This is a genomic window from Devosia sp. 2618 (assembly GCF_040546815.1).
Lineage (GTDB): Bacteria > Pseudomonadota > Alphaproteobacteria > Rhizobiales > Devosiaceae > Devosia.
Map to the genome: position 1 here is coordinate 1,423,354 of NZ_JBEPOO010000001.1, position 25,985 is coordinate 1,449,338.

25 protein-coding genes and 2 tRNA genes are annotated in these 25,985 nt (G+C 59.4%); all 27 read left to right on the forward strand.

Going from position 1 to position 25,985, the window contains the following annotated elements; genetic code table 11:
* The first annotated feature begins 111 nt into the window (after nt 1-111).
* The gene (locus ABIE28_RS07070; protein ID WP_354061426.1) at nt 112-474 is read left to right on the forward strand and encodes a hypothetical protein; all 363 of its coding nucleotides are present in this window, start codon (nt 112-114) and stop codon (nt 472-474) included.
* 316 nt (nt 475-790) lie between these two features.
* Complete coding sequence (gene tet / locus ABIE28_RS07075; RefSeq protein WP_354061427.1) at nt 791-1,990, forward strand: Tet(A)/Tet(B)/Tet(C) family tetracycline efflux MFS transporter; 1,200 nt, start codon at nt 791-793, stop codon at nt 1,988-1,990.
* Nucleotides 1,991-2,200: 210 nt separating this feature from the next.
* A complete protein-coding gene (locus ABIE28_RS07080) occupies nt 2,201-2,473 on the forward strand; it encodes an HU family DNA-binding protein (RefSeq protein ID WP_300281988.1) in 273 nt (90 codons plus the stop codon).
* Between the two features lie 115 nt (nt 2,474-2,588).
* Nucleotides 2,589-2,664 (forward strand) — tRNA-Val (locus ABIE28_RS07085).
* Nucleotides 2,665-2,918: 254 nt separating this feature from the next.
* A tRNA-Asp gene (locus tag ABIE28_RS07090) sits at nt 2,919-2,995 on the forward strand.
* A 183-nt stretch (nt 2,996-3,178) separates the two neighbouring features.
* Complete coding sequence (locus tag ABIE28_RS07095) at nt 3,179-4,021, forward strand: N-formylglutamate amidohydrolase (RefSeq protein WP_354061429.1); 843 nt, start codon at nt 3,179-3,181, stop codon at nt 4,019-4,021.
* Nucleotides 4,018-5,871 (forward strand): flavohemoglobin expression-modulating QEGLA motif protein, encoded by a 1,854-nt coding sequence (locus ABIE28_RS07100; RefSeq protein WP_354061431.1) that lies wholly within the window; start codon nt 4,018-4,020, stop codon nt 5,869-5,871. The genes ABIE28_RS07095 and ABIE28_RS07100 overlap by 4 nt, the downstream gene beginning before the upstream one ends.
* Before the next feature lie 10 nt (nt 5,872-5,881).
* Entirely contained in the window at nt 5,882-6,928 is a 1,047-nt protein-coding gene (locus ABIE28_RS07105) for a glutathione synthase (protein WP_354061433.1), read from the forward strand.
* 94 nt (nt 6,929-7,022) lie between these two features.
* Entirely contained in the window at nt 7,023-7,754 is a 732-nt protein-coding gene (gene msrA / locus ABIE28_RS07110; RefSeq protein WP_354061435.1) for a peptide-methionine (S)-S-oxide reductase MsrA, read from the forward strand.
* Nucleotides 7,755-7,825: 71 nt separating this feature from the next.
* A complete protein-coding gene (locus tag ABIE28_RS07115; protein ID WP_354061437.1) occupies nt 7,826-8,368 on the forward strand; it encodes an outer membrane protein in 543 nt (180 codons plus the stop codon).
* 331 nt (nt 8,369-8,699) lie between these two features.
* Nucleotides 8,700-9,284, forward strand: coding sequence for an outer membrane protein (locus ABIE28_RS07120; protein ID WP_354061439.1), 585 nt, complete (start codon nt 8,700-8,702; stop codon nt 9,282-9,284).
* A 389-nt stretch (nt 9,285-9,673) separates the two neighbouring features.
* Complete coding sequence (locus tag ABIE28_RS07125) at nt 9,674-10,039, forward strand: NADH-quinone oxidoreductase subunit A (RefSeq protein WP_354061441.1); 366 nt, start codon at nt 9,674-9,676, stop codon at nt 10,037-10,039.
* Nucleotides 10,009-10,611: a NuoB/complex I 20 kDa subunit family protein gene (locus tag ABIE28_RS07130; protein WP_502913367.1), complete on the forward strand. Its 603-nt coding sequence runs from the start codon at nt 10,009-10,011 to the stop codon at nt 10,609-10,611. The genes ABIE28_RS07125 and ABIE28_RS07130 overlap by 31 nt, the downstream gene beginning before the upstream one ends.
* A gap of 41 nt (nt 10,612-10,652) precedes the next feature.
* Entirely contained in the window at nt 10,653-11,240 is a 588-nt protein-coding gene (locus tag ABIE28_RS07135) for an NADH-quinone oxidoreductase subunit C (RefSeq protein ID WP_354066418.1), read from the forward strand.
* Nucleotides 11,237-12,430: an NADH-quinone oxidoreductase subunit D gene (locus tag ABIE28_RS07140; protein WP_354061445.1), complete on the forward strand. Its 1,194-nt coding sequence runs from the start codon at nt 11,237-11,239 to the stop codon at nt 12,428-12,430. Before ABIE28_RS07135 ends, ABIE28_RS07140 begins: the two co-directional genes overlap by 4 nt.
* Nucleotides 12,430-13,737, forward strand: coding sequence for an NADH-quinone oxidoreductase subunit NuoE (gene nuoE, locus ABIE28_RS07145; protein ID WP_354061447.1), 1,308 nt, complete (start codon nt 12,430-12,432; stop codon nt 13,735-13,737). The genes ABIE28_RS07140 and nuoE overlap by 1 nt, the downstream gene beginning before the upstream one ends.
* 9 nt (nt 13,738-13,746) lie before the next feature.
* Nucleotides 13,747-15,054 carry an NADH-quinone oxidoreductase subunit NuoF gene (gene nuoF, locus ABIE28_RS07150; RefSeq protein WP_354061448.1) on the forward strand — a complete coding sequence of 436 codons (1,308 nt, stop codon included), beginning with the start codon at nt 13,747-13,749 and terminating at the stop codon, nt 15,052-15,054.
* Between the two features lie 4 nt (nt 15,055-15,058).
* Nucleotides 15,059-15,394 (forward strand): pentapeptide repeat-containing protein, encoded by a 336-nt coding sequence (locus tag ABIE28_RS07155; RefSeq protein ID WP_354061450.1) that lies wholly within the window; start codon nt 15,059-15,061, stop codon nt 15,392-15,394.
* A complete protein-coding gene (gene nuoG, locus ABIE28_RS07160; protein ID WP_354061452.1) occupies nt 15,394-17,460 on the forward strand; it encodes an NADH-quinone oxidoreductase subunit NuoG in 2,067 nt (688 codons plus the stop codon). The genes ABIE28_RS07155 and nuoG overlap by 1 nt, the downstream gene beginning before the upstream one ends.
* A gap of 9 nt (nt 17,461-17,469) precedes the next feature.
* On the forward strand, nt 17,470-18,567 hold the full coding sequence (gene nuoH / locus ABIE28_RS07165; protein ID WP_354061454.1) for an NADH-quinone oxidoreductase subunit NuoH: 1,098 nt from the start codon (nt 17,470-17,472) through the stop codon (nt 18,565-18,567).
* Complete coding sequence (gene nuoI, locus ABIE28_RS07170) at nt 18,567-19,055, forward strand: NADH-quinone oxidoreductase subunit NuoI (protein WP_354066419.1); 489 nt, start codon at nt 18,567-18,569, stop codon at nt 19,053-19,055. Before nuoH ends, nuoI begins: the two co-directional genes overlap by 1 nt.
* A gap of 11 nt (nt 19,056-19,066) precedes the next feature.
* Nucleotides 19,067-19,675 carry an NADH-quinone oxidoreductase subunit J gene (locus tag ABIE28_RS07175; RefSeq protein WP_354061456.1) on the forward strand — a complete coding sequence of 203 codons (609 nt, stop codon included), beginning with the start codon at nt 19,067-19,069 and terminating at the stop codon, nt 19,673-19,675.
* Between the two features lie 15 nt (nt 19,676-19,690).
* On the forward strand, nt 19,691-19,999 hold the full coding sequence (gene nuoK, locus ABIE28_RS07180; RefSeq protein ID WP_354066420.1) for an NADH-quinone oxidoreductase subunit NuoK: 309 nt from the start codon (nt 19,691-19,693) through the stop codon (nt 19,997-19,999).
* Between the two features lie 11 nt (nt 20,000-20,010).
* Nucleotides 20,011-22,089 carry an NADH-quinone oxidoreductase subunit L gene (gene nuoL / locus ABIE28_RS07185; protein ID WP_354061458.1) on the forward strand — a complete coding sequence of 693 codons (2,079 nt, stop codon included), beginning with the start codon at nt 20,011-20,013 and terminating at the stop codon, nt 22,087-22,089.
* Nucleotides 22,089-23,657: an NADH-quinone oxidoreductase subunit M gene (locus tag ABIE28_RS07190; RefSeq protein WP_354061460.1), complete on the forward strand. Its 1,569-nt coding sequence runs from the start codon at nt 22,089-22,091 to the stop codon at nt 23,655-23,657. The genes nuoL and ABIE28_RS07190 overlap by 1 nt, the downstream gene beginning before the upstream one ends.
* A gap of 9 nt (nt 23,658-23,666) precedes the next feature.
* Nucleotides 23,667-25,112 (forward strand): NADH-quinone oxidoreductase subunit NuoN, encoded by a 1,446-nt coding sequence (gene nuoN / locus ABIE28_RS07195; RefSeq protein ID WP_354061462.1) that lies wholly within the window; start codon nt 23,667-23,669, stop codon nt 25,110-25,112.
* Nucleotides 25,113-25,943, forward strand: a complete 831-nt coding sequence (locus ABIE28_RS07200) for a biotin--[acetyl-CoA-carboxylase] ligase (protein ID WP_354061464.1) — start codon at nt 25,113-25,115, stop codon at nt 25,941-25,943. It abuts the gene before it with no gap.
* Nucleotides 25,944-25,985: the final 42 nt, after the last annotated feature.

Below are 25,985 nucleotides of genomic sequence, written 5' to 3' on the forward strand. Positions count from 1 at the left end.
GTTTTTGCATCAACTTCACGACAAAAACCATGCGACGTCACCTTTGGCGCAAGCTATGAACCTGTCATGCGGACCATTTCGTTCCGCCAAGCGTCCAACGAAAGAAAAACAATGAAAGCCAAACTGCTTGCCGTCCTTACCGCCGCTGCTCTGCTAAGCCTTGCTGCTCCGTCCTTTGCCCAGGACGAAGAAGAGGTTAGCGACGACGTGGATATCGCTATGTGGTGCGGCGCCGCCTACACGGTCACGACCCAGATCGATGGCATGAGCGCAGAAGACGTCGCCAGCGCCAACACGCTCGCCGAGCTGGCATTCGCCAAGGCCCACGCCGCGCTGGTGGCCGATCAGGTTGAAGAAGGCGAATATGATCGTCTCGTGTCGTTCTACGTCGACGCTGCTGTCGAAGATATGACCAGCGCGGAACCCGACATGCGCTACTCGGCTGATGACTGCGCCGAGCTGATCGCGCAGTAATTTCTGCAAAATTGCACCGAAACGGCGGCCCCAGTGGCCGCCGTTTTTGTTTGTGCGGGGCATCTCTTCAAGGGGCGGCAGGAAAGCACCTCACTACGAAGAGACTTCATCGAGAGCCTCCCTCAATAGACCTCATGGTGAGCCTGTCGAACCACGAGGTCGGTCGAGTGGAGTGCACCACCGCTACCTTCCCAACTCCCACTGCTGTCGAAACCTGTCAGCATGGCTCGTCATAACCGTGAGCCGCTGCTTGTAACGCGCCGGCGGAAGGCTTACCTCGCTCTGCCGCAGCCACGGCGCATTCAGGAGAACGTTTGTGAACAAGGCTCTCGTCGTTATCCTCGCCGCCGTCGTGTTGGACGCTGTTGGCATTGGCCTGATCTTTCCGATTCTCCCGGCGCTGCTGCGCGACGTTGGCCACACCTCCGAAATCGCCACGCTGCTCGGCCTGATGCTGGCGCTCTATGCCGCCTGCCAGTTCCTGTTCTCCCCGATTCTCGGCGTGCTGAGCGATCGCTTCGGCCGTCGCCCGATTCTCCTGATCTCGCTGGCCGGTGCCGCCATCGATTATCTGGTCATGGCTTTTGCGCCCGAACTCTGGATGCTGGTCATCGGCCGCGCCGTCGCCGGCATCACCAGCGCCAATATGGCTGTCGCCACCGCCTACATCACCGACATTTCGTCCGAAGATCAGCGCGCCAAGCGTTTCGGATATTTCCACGCCATGTTCGGCATCGGCTTCATCATCGGGCCGGTGCTCGGCGGTTTCCTCGGTGACTACTGGGTTCGCGCGCCGTTCATCGCTGCAGCGCTGCTCAACGCGGCCAACTTTGCGCTGGCGCTGTTTGTCCTGCCCGAATCGCGCAAAGGCGTACCGGGCGCCAGAATCACGCTCGATACCCTCAACCCGTTCAAGCCGTTGCGCTGGGCGCTGACCTTCAAGGCGCTGATTCCCATGATGGCGATTTTCGTCATCCTCAATTTCGTCGGCACCGTCTATGGCACCGCCTGGGCCGTGTTCAGCGAGGATGTGTTCCACTGGAATGGCCTGATGATCGGCCTGTCGCTCGGCGCTTTCGGCGTCTGCCACGCTTTGGCGCAGGCCTTCCTCACTGGTCCTGTCGTTTCTCGCCTCGGCGAACGCTGGTCGCTGATCGTCGGCATGGCGTTTGAAACCGGGGCCATGCTGTGCTTGACCTTTGCTACCCAGGGCTGGATCCTGTTTGCCATGGCGCCGATCTTTGCCATGGGCGGCATCGGCATGCCCGCGCTGCAATCGCTGACGACGCGTCAGGTCGATGGCGAGCGGCAGGGACAGTTGCAGGGCGTGCTGGCCAGTCTCGTCAGCCTTGCCGCCGTGTTCGGACCGCTGTTTTTCAGCTTCATCTACTATGGGCTGCGCGACAGCTGGCCGGGCCTGATCTGGCTGGTGGCGCTCTGCGTCTACCTGCTGGCGCTTCCGTTGATGCTGATGATTCGACCCACCCCGATGGGGCAGCCACAGCCAGCAAAATAGTGTGCAGAATGTCCCACAACCCCTGCAAAACCGGCAAAAATGCACAAAGCGGTCTTGCGAGGCCTCACTTTCCGGTCCATTAACAGCTTTGCACCGTCCGGCCTCGCAAAAAGCCCGGAAATCCTTGCGTTTCGCTCAGAATCGACCAAGGGTTGCCGCGTCTTATTGGCTCGCCAGCGAGGGCGGGCAATTCCACTGTAAGGAAACGCTATGAACAAGAACGATCTGGTTGGCGTCGTTGCCGACAAAGCGACGATCACCAAGGCACAGGCCGCTGAAGCGGTTGACGCAGTGTTCGAGGCTATCACCGGCTCTCTGAAGGCTGGCGAAGAAGTCCGTCTCGTCGGCTTCGGTACTTTTGCTGTGTCGCAGCGCAAGGCTTCGACCGGCCGCAATCCAGCCACTGGCGCTGAGATTCAGATTCCAGCCTCCAACCAGGCTAAGTTCAAGCCCGGCAAGGGCCTGAAAGACGCGATCAACTAAGATCGATCCACGGATCGACGACAGTGATCGGCCCCGAGCGCTTTGCGCCGGGGCCTTTTTCTTTTCCGGGTTGACGTTACCGGGAAGGGGCCCTAATCAGAGCCCACCCTGCGAGGGGCGATTAGCTCAGTTGGTAGAGCGCTTCGTTTACACCGAAGATGTCGGCGGTTCGAGCCCGTCATCGCCCACCAGTCCCTCCCGACATCTCAATGCTAGCAGTGTGTTAGCATTTGACCGCCAAATGCGGTCGCGCGCTGTTTGCAGCGCTGCTTTGATCCGTCACATCAACAAAAACGCGCTACCGATTGTTCGGATGGTACTTTTCCACAGGCCGAAGCGGTTTTTTTGAAAATCTCATGACGATCCGCTCAACCTCGCTTGACTTACCAATAGGTGCTCGGTAAACGGACCACACGTTGCGCAGATCAGTTGATCGGCAAGCGCTGCGGGAGTAGCTCAGTTGGTTAGAGCGCCGGCCTGTCACGCCGGAGGTCGCGGGTTCGAGCCCCGTCTCTCGCGCCACTCATTCAAGCATTGCTTATGAGTGGCGCAGACAGGGTAAGATAGCGTTTCATATAGATAATCACCGCCTGGTTCGCTGAACAATCGTTCGCGGGCCATTCCTCGTTTCCGCTCCATGGAACTGTCCGGCCGTGCTGTCGTTGACTGACGTCACTCAGGAAGTGGCGGCAAACAAGCGTCGGCATGCCCAGTCAAAATTACACATCTCCACCGGCGGACGAATTCGCCATTTCGACAGCGGCCACAGACCTGTGGTCCGTGCATCGCGCGTCATCACCGATCATCGGCACAGCTATCCACAATGGACACGCAGTGCGGGACGAACTCGCAAGCCTTATGGCGCTTGGTGAATCCGGGCGTCTGCGTGAAGAAGATCCCTTTACCGAGTACTTTATCCGCGACGTGCCGAACCGGGTGATCTTCCACCGCTCGCGATTCGAGATCGATCTTAACCGCGCCCGTGACGGCGCCGTGTACCTCACGCCCGAACAGGCTTGGGGCCTGCAGGTCTGGCAGCAGCAGCCGTCGGCAGAATTGGTCGAGCGCTCGCTGCACTCCCACGATTCCTACTACGCGATGCTGTCGCAGCTCCTCTCCGGCATCGAAGTCGAGTTCGGCAGCTTCGTGGTGCTCGATATCCATAGCTACAACCACCGCCGCGCCGGCCCAGACGCCGCTGCCACCACAGAAGCAGAGGCGCCGGTCATCAATATCGGTACCTTCTCCATGGACCGGGAGCGCTGGGCGGGCGTGCTCGATCCCTTCATGGACAGCATGCGCAGCTTCCAGTTTCGCGGGCAGGGCATGGACGTTCGCGAAAACATCGCCTTCGACGGAAGGGGCGAGCAGACCCGTTTCATCCATGAGCGATTCCCGCTGACGGGCTGCGCCATCGCCATCGAGTTCAAGAAGGTTTTCATGGATGAGTGGACCGGCGAACCTGACCAGGAAACGTTGATCGCCTTCCGCCGCATGATCAAGGAATCGCTGCCGGTGCTTGAGCAAAGCCTTAAGGCCCGCGCATGAGCCGGGGAGACGACGCCAAGCTGCTCGCAGAGATTGACGCGCTGCTAAAGGCCGGCGAACCAATCCGCCTGGATTTTGGCCGCGGCGAACGGCTGCATATCGACCGGCCTTTGCCGTTCCTGTTCGTTCAGGTCGGCCGCGCCAAGCACCCGGCTGCGCGCGACGTTGTGAGCTCCAACTCGTCCTATTTGTTGGTCGGCAGCGTGCCGCGCGCCAAGGCCATTGTTGAGCTAGTCGCTGCGAGCATGACCGAGCGTTTTGGAGCATTTGTCCTGCTCGACATTGGCGAGTTGGAACGCGATCGACTGGCCAGTGACGCGGACTACCTCCCGCCGTTTGAAATGACGATTTCAGCTACTACCGACACAGGCGGCCAGGCCGCTCGGTCTGTGTTCACGGCCGCCACGGAAAAGGTGCACGCAAAATTCCGCACGCCCAAGATTGCCCAACCGTCGATCACCGACGATCCGGCCGCCAAGCTGGCGCGGGCATTGCCAAAGCTGCCAGCGCTGACAGTTCGCTTTGCGCCAATCTATCGCGTGCCCGAATCCGATGCTGTCTATCCGCAACTGCTCGAACAACTGGTCGCCAATATCGTTGACGCGGGGCTGCAGGCCGCCGCTGCCTTTGCCGAGGCCACCAAGAGCCTCGCCATCTCGACACACCGCGCCCTGGGCCGGAAAGCCTTTATCGATGCAGTAAGCCGCGCCGATCGGGCGATTGACGACGTAGCCCAATCCTTTGACTTTCTATTGGCCGTGACACCGATCAATGCGCGCGATGCCTGGGAGCAGTTCAAGGTCGCCGGCTTCGAGCGCGCTCCACGGCTCTTGTATCGCCCCCTGACAGTCGAAACAGACCTCCAGAAGAAGCGGCTGTTCTCCGTTGCGCTGGACCATTTCGAAGATCCGGTTCTGACAGCACTCTATCGAGAAAAGCAGCAGGAACTTGATCTGCAGCTGTCGCTGCTGGCGGCCCGCGAAACGCCGCGCTTCGTGGAATTGGGACGAGCGCTTTACGGTCGCGTGGAGCCGTCCCTTCTAAAAGCGGCCACCGATATTCTCGATGGTACCAAGTCGGAACGCGGCAAAAGCCAACCGCCGGGCGAGGATGCCGATTTCGCCTTTGTCGAGCGCAAGGCGCAGAGCATGATCAGTGGCTATGCGAGTGACTATGATGGCTTTTCGGCCAGCATCGAGCTGCGCGACGATCTGCCGGCCGGATTGATGGTGTCTGGCGGGCGTCTCCTGATTTCCCGCAACACCACAATGGCAAAGACGCGCGTCGAAGCCTTGTTGAGCCATGAAGTCGGTGTGCACCTTCTGACTTATTTCAATGGCTCGGCACAGGGCCTGCGCCTGTTCCGTTCCGGTCTTGCAGGCTACGAGGGCGTGCAGGAGGGGCTGGCTGTGCTCGCCGAATATCTGGTCGGCGGCATGACGTTGGGTCGTCTCAGGCTGATTGCCGCGCGCGTTGTTGCCTGCGCATCGATGCTTGAGGGCGCCAGCTTTGTCGATTGCTACCGTCAGGTTCGCGCCTTTGGGCTCGCGGAGTCGTCGGCGTTCAACCTGGTCATCCGGGTCTATCGTGGCGGCGGCCTTGCCAAGGATGCAATCTACCTGCGCGGGCTGCTCGAGATTTTGAGCCATCTGCGGGCAGGGGGCGCGCTTGGCCCATTCTGGATGGGCAAGATCGCAGCATCCCATTTCAGCATCATTCAGGAGTTGAGCACGCGCGGCCTGTTGCGGGCGCCGCGCCTGATACCTGCCTTCATGTCCCACCCAGAAGCTGAAGCCCGGCTTTGCAAAGCCGCCGTCGGCATGACGCCAATCGAAATGATCACCACCTAGGAGCCTCAAAATGCGCATCGCGTTCTTCGTCAACTCGATCAGCGGCGAGACCCCAAACTACTCCACAACGCATCTGGCGCTGGCTGCACTCAATCGTGGCCACAATATCTGCTACGTGACGCCTGGGGATTTCGTGCTGCGCCCGGATGACACGCTGGTGGTGCGGGCGCTGGTTTTGCCCTCCACAAAATACAAGAAGGCCGAAACGCTGCACAAAGACCTGCAGGGCGACGCCCCGATCATCCAGACCATCGACGTCACCGACATCGACATTTTGCTGCTGCGCAACGATCCGTCTGAAGATGCCGCTGACCGCCCTTGGGCGGCAAATGTCGGCACGGTGTTTGGCCGCATGGCAGCGGCGCGCGGCGTCATTGTGCTCAACGACCCCGACGGCTTGGCCCAGGCGCAGAACAAACTCTACTTCCAGGATTTTCCAGCGTCTGTCCGGCCAGAAACTCTGATCTCCAAAAGCATTGAAGAGATACGCAGCTTTATCTACGGCCAGCCCAAGGGCGTCATCCTCAAGCCCTTGCAGGGTTCGGGCGGCAAGAACGTCTTTAAGATCGCCTCGCCAAAAGATTCCAATCTCAATCAGATTTTTGAGGCCGTAAGCGGCGAAGGCTACCTCATCGCTCAGGGCTTCATGCCTGCCGCAGCAGAGGGCGACGTGCGCTTTTTCCTGATGAACGGCGTCCCACTACAGCGCGACGGACGGCACGCCGCCTTCCGCCGCGCGCCGGCCAAGGGCGAGATTCGCTCCAATATCCACGCCGGGGGGAGCGCCGAGACCATCACCGTCACCGACACCATGCTCGCCATTGCCGAAACGGTGCGGCCGAAGCTGGTGCAGGATGGGATGTTTCTTGTCGGCCTCGATATCGTGGGAGACAAGTTGTTGGAGATCAACGTCTTCACGCCGGGCGGGCTGAGCAATCTGTCTCAAATGTATGAGACAGATTTTACCCTGTCGGTGATCGAGGCGCTTGAAAACAAGGTCGCTATTCGCGCCAATTACCGTGGCACGATCGGCAATCGACAGCTGGCAACGCTGTGATCGGCTTCATTTCGCCGTGAAGCGGCTGATCTGATCGACCTGCAGGCCCATATAAAGAACACCAAAGCACACATCGACCAACAAGGTTCGTCCCATGCGCAATGCTCAAGCTACTGTCGCCACGTCGTCCATAGTTTGGCGTGCCACTCTCGCGTCATTTTTGATCCTGCCCGCTCTGGCGTTTGGCCTGTTCGGACATCCGGCTGCAGCACAGGAGGCGGCTGTCGTCATTCCCGCACCGACGGCCGATATAGCCGACACGGGAACGACAGCAACGGCAGTGTTTGCCGGCGGATGCTTTTGGGGCGTGCAGGGCGTGTTTCAGCATGTCGTCGGCGTGACCAACGCTGTGTCAGGCTACTCGGGCGGGGCCGCCGACACCGCGACCTATGATCAGACCAGCAGCGGCACGACCGGCCATGCCGAGACGGTTCAGGTGACTTATGACCCCTCGGTGGTGAGCTATGGCGATCTGCTGCAGATCTATTTCTCGGTGGCGCACAATCCGACGCAGTTGAATTATCAGGGGCCGGACCACGGCACGCAGTATCGCTCGACCATCTTTGCTCTCAATGATGACCAGGCCAAAACGGCCAAGGCCTATATTGCCCAGCTTGACGATGCGCATCTGTTTGAAGGCCCAATCGTTACCACCATCGAACCCTTCAAGGCCTTCTACCCTGCCGAGCAGTATCATCAGGATTTCCTGACGCTGAACCCAACCTGGCCTTACATCGTGATCAATGACCTTCCCAAGGTTGCTGCGTTGAAGGCCCTGTTTCCCAAACAGTATCGCGAAGACCCTGTTTTGGTCGGCACTCTCTAAGAAGCGCGATTGGGAACTAGCACGTCGACGTAACGTTGAGATCGCGAGACTCCTTCGGCAAGGACACAACGATGCGCCAGTTCTTTACAATCGCCGTTGCTGCCCTCGCGGCCACTCTCACGTTGGGAGGAGCGTTTGCGGCAGATGCGATTACAGTGCCGACCAGTTCGGCTGACGCCATACCGGTCTCAGAGGGTGGATTTGACTGGAGCGGCTTTTATGCCGGTGTTTTCGCAGGTGCACAGCGCCCCGGCGGCGGGGACACCCAGTTGGGCCTCGGCATACAGGCTGGCATCAACGCCCAGTTCGATTTCTATCTTGTTGGCCTTGAACTCGCTGTGCAGGGCCTGTCAGGTAGCGTCGGCGAAACCAGCTATGGCCAGATCCTGGGACGCGCAGGGCTGGTCGTCACCGATGACGTCCTCGTCTATGCGGCGGGCGGCTATGGAATCGATCTGGGGCCATCGCAAGACCAGAATGTCTTGATCGGCGGCGGCGTGGAACTGGCAGTGACGGACATCGTCACAGTCGACGCCCAATATCTGCACGGTTTTCCGACAGATGGCGGTGCCGCCAACGACCAATTCACGATTGGCGCCAACTTCCACTTCTGAGGATTCTGCTTTCAGTGAGCGATTCCTGTCCCCAATGGCCCGCTGTCGGTGGGTTTCAGGCGGCGGATTTTCTTCAAGAGCTGGAATCAGTTGCTTGTCGGAGAGTCCCCTTGGGGCCCAAATTGCAACACTTGGCGGCCCCAAATGCTGGCAAATTCCTTAAACTTTGTATCAAAGTGGGCCAATACCGCGACATTGGCGCAACACCACCCTCTAAATGGTCACCCATTCTTATCCCAGATGCCAATATGGGGCACCAAAGGCTTGTCAGGCGCGTTAGGGTGATGCATCTAAACGGTCGACTACGGTTAACTCTATGGGAGTGCAAGATATGTTTGTACGTTCGCTTACTCTTGGTGTTGCTGCTGCAGCACTGCTCGCTGGTGGTGCTCAGGCCGCTGACCTGATCATCCCAACGACTCCAGTTCCAATCTACGAAGCTGCTGGCTTCAACTGGGAAGGCCTCTATGCAGGCGTTCGTCTCGGCGGCCAGTTCGTCGGTCAGAACAACGGCCAGTATGGCAACCAGCTCAATGACACGACCTATGGCGTGCTCGGCGCTGCTGTTGGCGTGAACTTCCTGCCAGCTGATCCATTCCTGATCGGTGCTGAAGTTACCGCTGACTACATCTGGAACCAGAATGCACTCAGCACTGGCGAATTCTTCGCCAACCTGCGCGCTGGTGCGGTCCTGACCGATGCGGTTCTCGTTTACGCAATCGCTGGTGTTGGCGTTCAGACTCAGAACGGCAACAACGAAGGCGTTTACCAGCTCGGTGGCGGTGTTGAACTTGCTGTGACTGACGCGATCACCGTTCGCGGTGAAGTTGTCGGCCAGGGTGACTTCCGTGATGAAGCTGGCGATGCCTTCTTCGAATCGGCTAAGGCCACCGTCGGTGTGTTCTACCACTTCTAAGATTTGCAAAATGATCGGGGCGGTTCGCCGCCCTGGTCAAAAGTCTTGCAAACCCAATTCGGCGAACCGCACCGCGGTTCGCCGTTTTGGTTTTTAGCCCGCCATGCGCGGGCTTTTTGCGTTTCTGAGCGATTTTCCGGATTTGCCGCAGTTCGAATTGTTCGCCAAAATGAGCATGGTCGGTTACAGGGCAGGGAACGGCAGAAAAGAATGTGCTGACTTTAGCTCGTACGATACATGATTATTCTGCTCATATTTTCTTTCCCTTGAAACAAGATAGCCAAAGGTCTAAGCCCAACGCATCAACTGTTGCGTCGGTTTGCTCGCCCCAATTGCTTGCATGACCCGCGTAACCCGGTTCTTGGTCCGGATAAAAAACAGGCTGCCGCATGACTGATTTGCTCAGCGACTATCTGCCGATAATCATCTTCCTCGCGCTTGCCGGGGTTATTGGTATCGCTCTATTGGTGACGCCGTTCCTTGTCGCCGTGAAAAATCCCGACCCTGAAAAGGTGTCCGCATTCGAAGCAGGCTTTGACGCCTTCGACGACGCGCGCATGAAGTTCGATGTGCGATTCTATCTCGTTTCTATTCTCTTCATTATTTTCGATCTTGAAGTCGCGTTCCTGTTCCCTTGGGCCGTTGCGTTCCATGATGTTGGTTGGTTCGGTTTCTGGTCGATGATGATCTTTCTCGGTGTGTTGACCGTGGGCTTTATCTACGAATGGCGCAAAGGGGCCCTGGAATGGGATTGAGCGAACAAAATGGTACGCTGGTCGCGCCGCGCCCCACTGGTCTTATCGATCCGCGCACCAACCAAGTTGCTGGCGCCAACGATCCGTTCTTCACTGACGTAACGGACGAGCTGGCCGACAAGGGTTTCCTCGTTTCGACCGTGGCGCAGCTCGTTACCTGGGCGCGCACGGGCTCATTGATGTGGATGCAGACTGGTCTGGCGTGCTGCGCCGTTGAGATGATGCAGATGTCGATGCCGCGCTACGACATCGAGCGATTCGGTACAGCGCCGCGCGCTTCACCACGCCAGTCTGACGTGCTGATCGTCGCTGGCACGCTGACCAACAAGATGGCACCCGCTCTGCGCAAGGTCTACGACCAGATGCCTGAGCCGCGTTATGTCATTTCTATGGGTAGCTGCGCCAATGGCGGCGGCTACTATCACTATTCTTATTCGGTTGTTCGTGGTTGTGACCGTGTGCTGCCGGTGGACGTCTATGTTCCAGGCTGCCCGCCAACCGCTGAGGCCCTTCTTTACGGTATTCTGCTGCTGCAAAAGAAAATCCGCCGCACCGGCACAATTGAACGCTAGGATCACACACGATGGATGAAGCAATCCAAGTCGATCGGTTGATGGATCTCGGCGATCATATCGCAGGCGCTCTTGGCGATGCGGTTCTGGCTCAGGATGTCGCCTATGGCGAACTGACCTTGACCGTCGAACGTGACGCGATTGTCACTGTCGCCACTTTCCTGCGCGACGATGCGCGCTGCCGGTTTATCAGCTTTACTGACGTCTGCGGTGCTGACTATCCGGCGCGCGATGAGCGGTTTGAAGTGGTCTACCACTTTATGAGCCCGCACCTGAACCAGCGTATTCGCGTCAAGGTGGCGGCCGACGACATTACCCCAGTGCCGAGCATCACCGGCGTATTTAAGGGCGCTGAATGGTTCGAGCGCGAGGCTTATGATCTATACGGCATCCTGTTCTCGGGTCATGGCGATTTGCGCCGCATCCTCACCGATTACGGTTTTGACGGGCATCCGCTTCGCAAGGACTTCCCGACCACGGGCTTCGTGGAAGTGCGTTACGACGAAGAGCGGAAGCGCGTTGTCTATGAGCCGGTAAAGCTCATGCAGGAATATCGTTCGTTCGACTATTTGTCGCCTTGGGAGGGTACAGACTATGTGCTGCCCGGTGACGAGAAGGCCAAGCAATGACCGTTGAAGCCGAAGTCCGCAATTTCACGATCAACTTTGGTCCCGTGCACCCCTCGGCGCACGGTGTGCTGCGTCTGATTCTGGAACTCGACGGCGAAATCGTCGAGCGCGTCGATCCCCATATTGGGCTGCTGCATCGCGGCACCGAGAAGCTGATTGAATCCAAGACCTATCTGCAGGCCGTGCCGTATTTTGATCGCTTAGACTACGTGGCGCCGATGAACCAGGAGCATGCGTTTGCCCTGGCCGTCGAAAAGTTGCTCGGTCTGGAAGTGCCACGTCGGGGCCAGCTGATCCGCGTGCTCTATTCGGAAATCGGGCGCCTGTTGGCGCATCTGATGAACGTCACGACGCAGGCCATGGACGTTGGTGCGCTGACGCCGCCGGTCTGGGGCTTTGAGTGGCGCGAAAAGCTGATGATTTTCTATGAGCGCGCTTCGGGCGCTCGTATGCACGCAGCCTATTTCCGTCCTGGTGGCGTGCATCAGGACCTCCCGCAGGCCCTGATCGACGATATCGAGACGTTCTGCGTCGAATTCCCCAAATTCATCGTTGATCTCGACACTCTGCTGACCGAGAACCGCATCTTCAAGCAGCGCAACGTCGATATCGGTGTCGTGAAGCTGGAAGACGCCTGGAATATGGGCTTTTCGGGCGTGATGGTGCGCGGTTCGGGCGCTGCCTGGGACCTGCGCAAGAGCCAGCCATACGAGTGCTATGACGAGATGGAATTCGACATTCCGATCGGCAAAAACGGCGACTGCTACGACCGCTATCTCATCCGTATGGAAGAGATGCGCCAGTCGACGAGTATCATGGCGCAGTGCGTTGCCAAGCTGAATGCGCCGGAAGGCAAGGGACCTGTGTCCTCGCTTGACGGCAAGGTCGTTCCGCCCAAGCGCAGCGAAATGAAGCGCTCGATGGAAGCGTTGATCCACCACTTCAAACTCTACACCGAGGGCTACAAGGTTCCCGCCGGTGAAGTTTACGCCGCCGTTGAAGCGCCCAAGGGCGAGTTCGGCGTCTATCTGGTCAGTGACGGCACCAACAAGCCGTATCGCTGCAAGATCCGTGCTCCGGGTTTTGCGCATTTGTCGGCCATGGATTTCCTGTGTCGCGGCCACATGCTGGCTGACGTCTCGGCCATCCTTGGCTCGCTCGATATCGTGTTCGGAGAGGTTGATCGCTAATGGTTGCGCGTCGCCTTGCGGATGAGTCGGTTCAACCGGCCGCGTTCGCCTTTACTGCTGACAACGCCAAATGGGCGGAGTGGAAGATCGGGCTTTACCCGACCGGCCGTCAGCAATCCGCTGTTATTCCGCTGCTTATGCGCGCTCAGGATCAGGACGGCTGGGTCAGCCGCGCTACGATCGAGACCATCGCCGATATGCTCGGCATGGCCTATATCCGCGTGCTGGAAGTGGCGACGTTCTACACCCAGTTCCAGCTGCAGCCGGTTGGCTCGCGCGCTCACGTTCAGGTTTGTGGCACGACGCCATGCCAGCTGCGCGGCGCCGAGGCTCTGATCGAGGTTTGCAAGAGCAAGATCCACCACGATCCACAGCACCTCAACGATGACGGTACGCTAAGCTGGGAAGAGGTCGAGTGTGCTGGCGCCTGCGTCAATGCACCGATGGTCGCGATTTTCCACGACACCTACGAAGACCTGACGCCAGAACGCCTGGAACAGATCATCGACGCCTTCCAGGCGGGCAAGGGTGACACGATCAAGGCTGGCTCCCAGATTGATCGTCTGAACTCTGCCGCTGAGGGCGAACGGACGACGCTGCTGGAAGCGCCAAGCGCCAATCGCGAGAAGTTCATCCCGCCAGCTGACGCCGCAGTGCCTGCTGCAGCAGCACCCGCCGCTGCGCAGGCGCCAACGACTGCTGCAAAGCCAAAGGACGTGAGCGAAGAATCCGCTCCTGCTCTCAAGGGCACGCCAGCGGCGGCCAAAGTTTCCGAAGCCAAGGCTGAGGGCGAACGCAAGGCCGCAAGCTCGTCTGCCAAGGCAGACGGCGAACCAAACAAGGCCATGCGCGAAGACGCAACGGGTTCTGAATCCGATGCGTCCAAGGTTGACGGTGGCAAGGCTCCCGGCAAAGCCACAGCGTCCGAGCCTGCTGAGGGCGGCGCGAGCACGGCTGCTCAGAAGACTCGCACCATCATTGCGCCAAGGGCCAATCAGGCCGAGGTCAATCCGGTGGCTGAAAAGGGCGGAGCTGCTAAGCCACTGTTTGAAGCGCCTGCCGGCGCGCCAGACGATCTGAAGTTGATCTCCGGCGTCGGTCCGGTGCTCGAAGCCAAGCTTGTTGGCCTCGGCATCACCAAGTGGAGCCAGGTCGCGGCCTTTACCGAGGCTGATATCGCCAAGGTCGAAGACTCGTTGAGCTTTAAGGGTCGCGTCACGCGCGACAACTGGCTGGGTCAGGCCGCTGCGCTCGCCAAGGGTGGCGAAGCTGAATACATCCGCGTCTTCGGCAAGAAGCCGCGGTAGGAGTGAACGATGCTCGCTGATAAAGACCGCATTTTCACCAATCTCTACGGCCAGGGCGACTGGACGCTCGAAGGCGCGCGTTCGCGCGGCGCCTGGGTGGGCACGAAAGAGTTCATCGACGCCGGTCGTGACTGGATCACCAACGAGGTCAAGGCCTCTGGCCTGCGTGGCCGTGGTGGTGCCGGTTTCCCGACTGCGCTCAAGTGGACCTTCATGCCCAAGGTCAACGATGGCCGTCCGCATTACCTGCTGGTCAATGCCGACGAATCCGAGCCCGGCACCTGTAAGGATCGTGACATCCTGCGCCATGATCCGCATCATCTGGTGGAAGGGTGTCTGCTGGCTGCCCGTGCCATGGATGCCCACCTGGCGTTCATCTATGTGCGCGGCGAGTTCATTCGAGAACGCCAGCGCCTCGAGGCTGCCGTCGAGCAGGCCTATGAAGCCCGCCTGATCGGCAAGGACAATATCCACGGCTGGGACCTGGACATCATCGTCCATCACGGCGCCGGCGCTTACATCTGCGGCGAAGAAACCGCGCTGATGGAATCGCTGGAAGGCAAGAAGGGCCAGCCACGCCTCAAGCCGCCATTCCCGGCTGGCATGGGCGTTTATGGCAACCCGACGACCGTCAACAATGTCGAGTCGATTGCTGTCGTGCCTGAAATCCTGCGTCGCTCCGGCGCCTGGTTTGCTTCCATCGGCCGTGCCAACAATACCGGTACCAAGCTGATGTGCGTCTCGGGCCACGTGAACAAGCCAGCGACTTTCGAAGAAGCCATGGGCGAAAGCTTCAAGGACATTATCGAAAAGCACTGCGGCGGTATTCGCGGCGGCTGGGATAACCTGTTGGCCGTTATTCCGGGCGGCGCCTCGGTGCCGTGCGTGCCGGGCGAAAAGATCCAGAACGCCATTGTCGATTTCGACGGTCTGCGCGAGGCGGGCTCTTCGCTGGGCACTGCAGCCATCATCGTGATGGACAAGCAGACAGACATCATCAAGGCCATCTGGCGCCTGTCGGCCTTCTACAAACACGAAAGCTGCGGCCAGTGCACGCCATGCCGTGAAGGCACGGGCTGGATGATGCGCGTCATGGCTCGCATGGTTGAAGGCCGCGCCCAGAAGCGTGAAATCGACATGCTGTTTGAAGTGACCAAGCAGATCGAAGGCCACACCATCTGCGCACTCGGCGACGCTGCCGCGTGGCCGATCCAGGGCCTGATCCGTAACTTCCGTCACGTCATCGAAGAGCGGATCGACCAATACACATATTCGTCCACCAGCGACGGCGCCGTGCCGTCGATTGCGGCGGAGTGATCTCATGAAGTTACATCAGCAACACGAACGGCTCGAAGTGACCGTGTGTGACGCGTCGGGTTCCGTGTTCGACGACGTGAACCTGTCGGGTAGCGTGTTTCACAACGTGAACCTGTCCGGCTGCTCGTACAGCGACATCAACCTGTCCGGTGCCACGGTCACGAATGCAAATTTGACCGGCTGGAAAGTCGATGATGTGAACTTTGCCGGCTTGTCGATGAAAAAGGCAAGCTTGCGCGGGGCCGCTTTCACCGAGTGCAATTTCGACGGCGCAACCATCGACGGCATCGCAGTGTCTGATCTGCTTGAATGCTGGCAGAAGAACAAGGCGGCGGCATAATGGCAAATATCAAGGTCGACGGCGTCCTCGTCGAAGTTCCTGACTACTACACGCTGATGCAGGCCGCCGAAGCAGCTGGCGCGGAAATTCCGCGCTTCTGCTACCACGAGCGTCTGTCGGTTGCCGGCAACTGCCGCATGTGCCTCGTTGAGGTCAAGGGTGGTCCACCAAAGCCACAGGCGTCCTGCGCCATGGCGGTCAAGGACCTGCGTCCGGGCCCCAATGGCGAACCGCCAGAAATGTTCACCAACACGCCAATGGTCAAAAAGGCCCGCGAAGGCGTGATGGAATTCTTGCTGATCAACCATCCGCTCGATTGCCCGATCTGCGATCAGGGCGGCGAGTGCGATCTGCAGGACCAGGCCATGGCTTATGGCGTGGACAAGAACCGTTTTGCCGAAAACAAGCGTGCCGTCGAAGACAAGTATATTGGCCCACTGGTCAAGACCTCGATGAACCGCTGCATTCACTGCACGCGTTGTGTGCGCTTCACTACCGAAGTTGCTGGCATTGCCGAGATGGGTTTGCTCGGTCGTGGCGAAGACGCCGAGATCACCACCTATCTCGAAAAGGCACTGACCAGCGAGCTGCAGGGCAACGTCATCGACCTGTGCCCGGTTGGCGCGCTGACGTCCAAGCCATACGCCTTCAATGCGCGTCCATGGGAACTGGTGAAGACCGAAAGCATCGACGTAATGGACGCCGTTGGCTCCAATATCCGCGTCGATAGCCGTGGCCGCGAAGTGATGCGAGTTCTGCCGCGTCTCAATGAATCCATCAATGAAGAGTGGATCTCCGACAAGACCCGATTCATCTGGGATGGCCTCAAAAGCCAGCGCCTCGACCGTCCATATGTTCGCCGTAACAAGAAGCTCGGCGCGACCACCTGGGACGATGCGTTCCAGACCGTTGCCAAGGCGCTCAAGAAGCCAGGCGCACGTATTGGCGCCATCGCTGGCGATCTCGCGGGCGTTGAAGAAATGTTCGCGCTCAAGGCGCTGCTGGCTTCGCTTGGTTCGACCAGTGTCGATGCCCGTCGTGCCGGTTCGGCCCTGACGCCAGGCAATGGCCGCGCCAGCTATATTTTCAATCCGACGATTGCCGGCATTGAACAGGCTGACGCGATCCTGCTGATCGGCACCAATCCCCGCAAGGAAGCGTCGGTTCTGAACGCCCGCATCCGCAAGGTCTGGCGTGCAACCGGTCTGCCAATCGGCGTGATCGGCGAGAATGCCGACCTGACCTACACCACCCAGCATCTGGGCAATGGTTCCGACACGTTGGCCGAACTTGCCGATGGCAAGAGCAGCTTTGCCGAGATCTGGGCCAAGGCCAAAAAGCCGCTGGTGATCGTGGGCGAGGGCGCCGCGACTGCTGACGTTCTGGCTGCCGCTGCCAAGCTCGCCACCGGTAACGCCGAGATTGCGGAAGGTTGGAACGGCTTTGCTGTTCTGCACAATGCTGCTGCGCGCGTGGGTGCCCTGGACATCGGCTTCGTGCCGGCCAAGGGTGCTGCCGATACCGCCGCCATGCTGTCGGGCGGCGTCGATGTGCTGTTCCTGCTCGGTGCCGACGAGTTCGACTTCGCCAATATGGGTGAAACGCTGGTCGTTTACATCGGCACGCATGGCGACAACGCCGCGCACCGCGCCGACGTCATTTTGCCAGCTGCCACTTACACCGAAAAGAGCGCGACATACGTCAACACCGAGGGTCGTGTGCAGATGACCAACCGTGCCGTCTTCCCGCCCGGTGAAGCCAAGGAAGACTGGGCGATCATCCGCGCGCTGTCGGCTGTTGCAGAGCAGGCGCTGCCGTTCAACTCGCTGTCGCAGCTGCGCGCCGCGATCTACGCGCAGTATCCGCACTTTGCGCGTCTCGACGCAATTGCCGCTGGCAATTCCGCTGACATTGCCAAGCTGGCCCGGACTTCGGTCAAGGCGCAGAAGGCAAGCTACGTCTCGCCGATCACTGAGTTCTACCTCAGCAATCCGATCGCCCGCGCCTCTGCCGTGATGGGTGAATGCGCCGCCACAGCCGCCGGCCTCCGGCAAGCTGCGGAGTAGGGGAGCACAATGGACTTTATTACGACCGCTCTCGACTATCTGCTCGGCATCCCAATCCTTGGTTGGGGTGTGCAGGTCGGTCTCGTCTACAAGGCGCTGCTGCTGCTTGTCGCGCTTCTGGTGTTCACCGCTTTCATCCTGCTCGCCGATCGCAAGATCTGGGCAGCGGTGCAGATGCGTCGTGGCCCCAACGTGGTTGGCCCGTTCGGCCTGCTGCAGAGTTTTGCCGATCTGCTGAAGTTTGCCCTCAAGGAGCCGATCATTCCGGGCGGTTCCGACAAGGTGCTGTTCCTGATGGCGCCGCTGCTGACCGCAACGCTGGCCCTTGCTGGTTGGGCCGTCATGCCTGTTGGCGCAGGTCTCGTAATCGCCAACATCAATCTTGGCGTGCTGTATCTGCTGGCGATCTCGTCGCTCGGCGTTTACGGCGTGATCATTGGCGGCTGGGCCTCGAACTCGAAGTATCCGTTCCTCGGTTCACTTCGCTCCGCGGCGCAGATGGTGTCCTACGAAGTCTCCATCGGCCTCGTCATAATCACCGTGCTGCTCTGCGTTGGCTCGCTCAACCTGACAGACATCGTGACCGCACAGCAGGAAATGGGCCTGGCCCATACGCTGGGCGTGCCATGGTTGAGCTTCCTTAACTGGTTCTGGCTGCCGCTGTTCCCGATGTTCATCGTGTTCTACATTTCGGCACTGGCTGAAACCAACCGCCCTCCATTCGATCTTGCCGAAGGCGAGTCCGAACTGGTTGCTGGTTTCATGACCGAATATTCGGCCACACCATACATGCTGTTCATGCTGGGCGAGTACATCTCGATCCTGCTGATGTGCGCCATGACCACCATCCTGTTCCTGGGTGGCTGGGCTTCGCCGATCGACCTGCCACCGTTCACCTGGATCCCGGGCGTCGTGTGGTTCGTCATCAAGCTGAGCATGGTGTTCTTCATGTTCGCCATGGCAAAGGCCATCGTGCCGCGCTACCGCTATGACCAACTGATGCGCATTGGCTGGAAGCTGTTCCTACCGCTGTCGCTGCTGATGGTCGTCATTGTTGCTTTCGTTCTTCAGCTCACCGGCTGGGGCTGGCATGGAGGGATGGCTTGATGCGCGCCGCCCAGTTCGTCAATACGCTGCTACTCACGGAACTGGTGAAAGCCTTCTTCCTGACCATGCGGTATTTCTTCTCGCCCAAGCCGACGATCAACTACCCGTTCGAAACCGGCCATGTGAGCCCACGCTTCCGCGGTGAGCACGCCCTGCGCCGCTATCCCAACGGGGAAGAGCGTTGCATCGCCTGCAAACTGTGCGAAGCCATCTGCCCAGCGCAAGCCATCACCATCGAAGCTGGTCCCCGCCAGAACGACGGCACGCGCCGCACCGTTCGGTACGACATCGACATGGTGAAGTGCATTTATTGCGGTTTCTGCCAGGAAGCCTGTCCGGTGGATGCCATCGTCGAAGGCCCGAACTTCGAATTCGCAACCGAAACGCGTGAAGAGCTGTACTTTTCCAAGGACAAGCTCCTCGCCAACGGCGACCGTTGGGAGCGTGAAATCGCAGCCAACCTCAGCGCCGACGCGCCGTATCGCTGAGAGAGAAGAGCATGACCCTTCCGTTATTTTTCTTCTATCTGTTCGCGATCATCGCCATCGCCTCGTCGGTGATGGTCATTTCGGCGCGCAACCCGGTGCACGCCGTGTTGTTCCTGATCCTGACCTTCTTCAACGCATCTGGCCTGTTCATGCTGGCCGGCGCCGAGTTCCTCGCGCTGCTGCTGATCGTGGTTTATGTGGGCGCCGTGGCGGTGCTGTTCCTTTTCGTCGTGATGATGCTCGACGTGGACTTCACCTCGCTCCGCTCAGGGTTCCTGCAATATGCGCCGATTGGCGCTGTCGTCGGCATCATCCTGTTGCTCGAACTGCTGCTAGTCGCTGGTAGCTTCGTGGTATCGCCTGAAATCGCGGCCGGGTCGGGCCTGCCGATTGATGGCGGCGTCGACAATATCCGGGCAATCGGTCTGGTGCTGTACACGCGCTACATCTTCCTGTTCCAGGGCGCGGCAGCGGTGCTGCTGGTGGCAATGATCGGCGCAATCGTGCTGACGCTGCGCCACAAGCCAAACGTCAAACGCCAGAACCCGGTGGATCAGGTGGCCCGCAGGCCAGCCGATACGCTGGAAGTGGTTAAAGTCAAAAGCGGTCAAGGGCTGTAGGAGGCAAACATGGGCTTGGGTATCGGGCTCGGTCACTACCTGACCGTAGCAGCAATCCTGTTCACGCTCGGCGTGTTCGGCATCTTCATCAACCGCAAGAATATCATCGTCATCCTGATGTCGGTGGAATTGATCCTTCTTGCGGTCAATCTCAACATGGTGGCTTTCAGCGCCGAGCTCAACGATCTGCAAGGCCAGATTTTCGCGCTGCTGATCCTCACAGTTGCTGCTGCCGAGGCCGCGATCGGTCTCGCCATCCTCGTCATTTTCTATCGCAATCGCGGCTCCATCGCGGTTGAAGACGTCAATCAGATGAAGGGCTAAGAACCACCGCTATGATTCAAGCGATTGTTTTCCTGCCCCTCATCGGCGCGTTGATCGCGGGGCTGCTGGGCCGTACCATTGGTCACCGCCCCAGTGAGATCATCACCACCGCTTTGCTGATCATTTCGGCGATCCTGAGCTGGGTTGTCTTCCTGCCAGTCGCCTTTGGCGGCGGGCTCGCTGGCGCCGTCGTCGATGGCCATACGGCTGTCGTCAAGGTCGAGATCATGCGCTGGATCCAGGTCGGTGACATGGACCTGCGCTGGGTGCTGCGCGTCGATACGCTGACGGCCATCATGCTGGTCGTGGTCAATACCGTGTCGAGCCTGGTGCACGTCTATTCAATCGGCTACATGGCCGACGATCCGCATCGCAACCGGTTCTTCGCCTATCTGTCGCTCTTTACCTTCGCCATGCTGATGCTGGTGACTGCCGACAACTTCCTGCAGATGTTCTTCGGCTGGGAAGGCGTTGGTCTTGCGTCCTACCTGCTGATCGGCTTCTGGTACACGCGTCCATCGGCAACCGCTGCGGCGATGAAGGCTTTCATCGTCAACCGCGTCGGCGACTTTGGCTTTGCACTCGGCATTTTCGGCGCCTTCATGGTGCTGGGCCATATCGACTTCGACAGTGCATTCCACGCTGCTGGCGAGTTTGGTACGACCGGTCTGCCCATCATGCAGTTCCTCGGCTGGCAGCTTGATGCCATGACCGTCATCTGCCTGCTGCTGTTTATGGGTGCCATGGGCAAGTCGGCGCAGTTCCTGCTGCACACCTGGCTACCAGACGCAATGGAAGGCCCGACCCCTGTTTCGGCCCTAATCCATGCCGCCACCATGGTGACGGCCGGTGTGTTCATGGTCGCGCGTCTGTCGCCGCTGTTTGAAACTTCGCCTTTCGCTCTAACCGTCGTTCTGATCGTCGGCGCCATCACCGCATTCTTTGCGGCGACGGTTGGTCTGGTCCAGAACGACATCAAGCGCGTCATCGCTTACTCGACCTGTTCGCAGCTCGGCTACATGTTCGTGGCGCTGGGGGCAGGGGCTTACTCAGCCGGTGTGTTCCACCTATTCACCCACGCCTTCTTCAAGGCACTGCTGTTCCTGGGCGCCGGCGCGGTGATCCATGCCATGCACCATGAGCAGGACATGCGGAACATGGGCGGTCTTCGCAAGAAGATCCCGGTGACCTACGCCATGATGCTGATTGGCACGTTGGCGCTGACAGGTGTCGGCATCCCCGGCACGGACTTCCTCGGCTTTGCGGGCTTCTTCTCCAAGGACTCGATCATCGAGGCGGCTTATGCGGTCGGCGGCAATACGGGCATGTTCGCCTTCTGGATGCTGGTTATCGCTGCGCTGTTCACGAGCTTCTACTCGTGGCGCCTGATCCACCTGACCTTCCACGGCGAACCTCGTCCTGCGGCCCACGCCCATGATGATCACGCGGCTCATGACGACAGTGCGCACGATGATCATGCCCATGACGATCATGGCCACGGCCATGGTTCGGCATACGACAACGCGCATGAGCCTCCTCGGGTCATGCAGATCCCGCTCTACATTCTGGCTGTCGGCGCTGTGCTGGCTGGCGCGGTGTTCTACGGCATGTTCTTCCACGACGTGGAGCACATCGAGCACTTCTTCGCCGGTGCTATCGTCGTCGACCATGATATCATTGAGGCTGCACACCACGTGCCACTCTGGGTGAAGTGGAGCGCGACCATCTCCATGATCATCGGTTTTGTGACCGCCTGGTACATGTATATCCGCAATCCAGCCGTTCCCGGCCGCCTTGCTGCGCAGAACCCTGGCCTCTACCAGTTCCTGCTCAACAAGTGGTACTTCGACGAGCTCTACAACAACATCTTCGTCAAGCCGGCTCTGTGGATCGGACGCGCCTTTTGGAAGGGCTTCGATGACTGGCTGATTGACGAAAAGCTCACCGAGGGCCTCGGCCGTCGGGTGCAGAATGTTACGTCCTGGGTCGTCAAGCTCCAGTCCGGCTACCTCTACCACTATGCCTTCGCCATGCTGATCGGCATTGCGGCACTGCTGACCTGGGCCATTACGGCCGGGGGACTGATCTGATGACATTCGATAATTCCATTCTAACAGTCCTCACCTGGCTACCCGTACTGGGCGCAGCGGTTCTGCTGTTCACGCCGAAAACGGCGTTGAGCACGATCCGTTGGATCACGCTCGCCGTTACGGCCGTGACCTTCGTGCTGTCGCTCGCGATGTGGCAGGCGTTCGATCCGTCCAATCCCGGCTTCCAGTTCGTCGTGAACAATGCCTGGATCGGCGATACCATCGGCTACCGCGTCGGCGTCGACGGCATTTCGGTGCTGTTTGTTGTGCTTACCGCGCTGCTGATGCCCTTCGCCATTCTGGCGAGCTGGGAAGTCGACAAGCGGGTCAAGGAATACATGATCGTATTCCTGATCCTCGAGACTCTGATGATCGGCGTGTTCACCACGCTCGATCTGGCGATGTTCTATGTCTTCTTTGAAGGCACGCTGCTGCCGATGTTCCTGATCATCGGTATCTGGGGCGGCTCCGCCCGCATCCAGGCCAGCTACAAGTTCTTCTTTTACACCTTCATCGGCTCGGTGCTGATGCTGCTGGCCATCATGGCCATGTACTGGAATGGCGGCACGACCGATATCGTCAAGCTGCTGGCCCACGACTTCCCTGAATCCTGGCAGCCATGGCTGTGGTGGGCGTTCTTTGCCTCGCTCGCCGTCAAGATGCCAATGTGGCCGTTCCATCGCTGGCTTCCAGAGGCGCACGTTCAGGCGCCCACGGCTGGCTCGGTGATCCTTGCGGCAATCCTGCTGAAATTGGGCGGCTACGGCTTCCTGCGCTTCAGCCTGCCGATGTTCCCCGATGCGTCGCTGCAGTTCTCCAACATCATCTTCTTTCTGTCCGTTGCCGCCATCATCATCACCTCGCTGATCGCGCTGGTGCAGACCGATATCAAGAAGCTGATCGCCTATTCGTCCGTCGCCCATATGGGTTTTGTGACCATGGGTATCTTTGCGGGCAATGCACTGGGCATTCAGGGCGCCCTGTTCCAGATGATTTCGCACGGCATCGTGTCCGGCGCGCTCTTCCTCTGCGTCGGCGTCATCTATGACCGCATGCATACTCGTGACATCGCTGCCTATGGTGGTCTTGTCGAGCGCATGCCGCGCTACGCCTTTGCGTTCATGGTGTTCACCATGGCCAATGTTGGTCTGCCAGGTACATCGGGGTTTGTCGGTGAATTCCTGACGCTGATGGGTGTGTTCCAGGTCAATACCTGGGTGGCGTTTGGCGCGGCCTTCGGTCTGATCCTGTCGGCCGGCTATGCGCTCTGGCTCTATCGCCGCGTGATTTTCGGTGCGCTGACCAAGGATAACCTCAAGGCCATCCTCGATCTGAACCTGCGTGAAAAGGTCATCTTGTACCCGCTCATCATTCTGACGATCGTCTTCGGCTTCTATCCTGCGCCGATCCTCGATACGACCGCAGCGGCCGTCAACAACCTCGTTACCCACTACGCTACGGCTGTGGGCCTCGATCCGGCCGTCTCGTTGGCCGATGCGCAGGCACCGCTCGCTCATGCCGAACCGGTGGCGGCTGCAGAGCCTGCCGCCGCGCCAGCTGCCCACTAGGAGAGTCCCGTGAACTCAGACGTTACAGATTTCGCGAGCCTGGCTCCTGCCTATCCAGAAATGCTGCTGGCCGTTGGCGCCATCGTGCTTTTGCTGGTCGGCGTGGTGATCAACAAGGAACGCTCCTTGCTGGTCTCTTACGGCGCTGTTCTGCTGTTGCTCATCGTGGGCGCGCTCATCCTGTTCGCGCCTGCCGACGGTGTGCTGTTCAATGGCGTCTTCATCTCCGACAGCTTCGCGCGCTTCATGAAAGTGCTCGTGCTGGGTGGTTCGGCCTTCTCGCTGATGTTGGCTTTGCCACGCGCCGAAGAGAACGGCACCCACAAGTTCGAATATGCCATTCTGGTGCTGCTCGCGACGCTGGGCATGCTGGCCATGGTGTCGGCGAACGACCTGATGAGCCTTTATGTCGGTCTTGAACTACAGTCGCTATCGCTCTACGTGCTCGCCGCCATCAAGCGCGATGACTCCAAGGCGACCGAAGCGGGCCTCAAGTACTTCGTGCTCGGCGCACTCAGCTCCGGCATGCTGCTCTATGGCGCATCGATGATCTATGGCTTTACCGGCCATACCAATCTGCAGGAAATCGTTCTCGCCATCGCCAATGAAGGTCGTTCGATCGGCCTGATCTTTGGTTTGGTGTTCCTCCTGGCTGGCGTTGCCTTCAAGATCTCGGCCGTGCCGTTCCACATGTGGACGCCCGACGTTTACGAAGGCGCGCCAACCCCGGTCACCGCGTTCTTTGCGACGGCTCCGAAGGTTGCCGCCATGGCACTGATGGTACGTCTGGTCATGGACACCTTCCAGGGCATCACCAGCGACTGGCAGCAGATCATCATCTTCCTTTCGATTGCTTCCATGGTGCTGGCCGCGTTCGCTGCCATTGGCCAGAAGTCGATCAAGCGACTGGTTGCGTACTCGTCCATCGGTCACGTCGGCTTTGCCCTCGTGGGTCTGTCGTCGGGTACGCAGGTTGGCGTTGAAGGCGTCGCGATCTACATGGCTATCTATATGGCGATGACGATCGGGCTCTTTGCCTGCATCCTGTCGCTGCGCACCGAGAATGGCTATGTCGAAACCATCGACGAATTGGCCGGCGCGGCACAGGCCCGTCCATTCGTCGCTGCGATTATGGCGATCATCATGTTCTCGCTGATCGGCATGCCGCCACTGGCTGGGTTCTTTGCCAAGTGGCACGCTTTCCTGGCTGCCATCGACGCGCATCTCTATGTGCTCGCCGTGATCGGCGTGATGGCCTCGGCCGTCAGCGCCTTCTACTACCTGCGGGTGGTCAAGGTGATGTATTTCGACGAGCCGGTCCGCCAGTTCGAAGCGGTACCAGCGGAGCTCAACATCATCATGGGCGTGAGCGGCTTCCTCGTCGTCACCTACTACTTCACGGTTGGTAGTCCATTGGCGAGCTTTGCCAAGGTCGCCGCCGGAAGCCTGTTCTAGGTGACAGACTTCGCACTTGGACCCAAGGCGCGCGCGGCCGGATACCGGCTGCGCGGCTATGACAGTGTCGGCTCGACCAATTCCGAGGCTTTGGATGCTGCGGCTGCCGGCGATGTCGGCGGAATCTGGTTTGCTGCGCGACAGCAGACAGCGGGCAGGGGGCGGCGTGGCCGTCCTTGGGTCAACCCGCCCGGCAACCTTGCCGCGACACTATTGATTGTTCCAGATGCCGATCCCACTTCGGTTGCAACGCTGGGCTTTGTTGCCGGCGTGTCGCTGAGCGCGGCGCTGAGCGCCATCTTGCCGGGCGGTATCGTGAAGGTGGGCATTGATGGTGCCGATAGCGCCGGAGGCGAAGGCCGCATCGCGCTCAAATGGCCCAATGACGTTTTGGCCGACGGCGCGAAACTGGCCGGCATCCTGCTCGAAGCCAACAAGCTTCCAGACGGTCACCATGCAATTGCCATCGGCATTGGCGTCAATGTGTTGGCGGCTCCCACGGGCTTGCCCTATCCAGCCACCAGCCTGAAAGATCTTGGCGCTATCCGCACAGCGGAAGACGTCTTTGAAGCTCTCAGCGATGCCTGGGTCGATGCCTTTGGCCTGTGGAATGACGGGCATGGCATAAGTGAAGTACTGCGCAGATGGCGCGGTTCTGCCGCAGGGATTGGCGCAGAAGTTGCCGTCAATCAAAACGGCGAAGTGCTACGTGGGATATTTGAAACCATCGACGACGCCGGACGCCTCATCGTCCGCGCCGACGACAACCGTCGCATCGCGATCAGCGCAGGCGACGTCCATTTTGGGGCAACGGCCAGCGCCCGAAGCTGACCATCAACAATTGCGCAGTCGACCGGCGACCAATGATCGCCT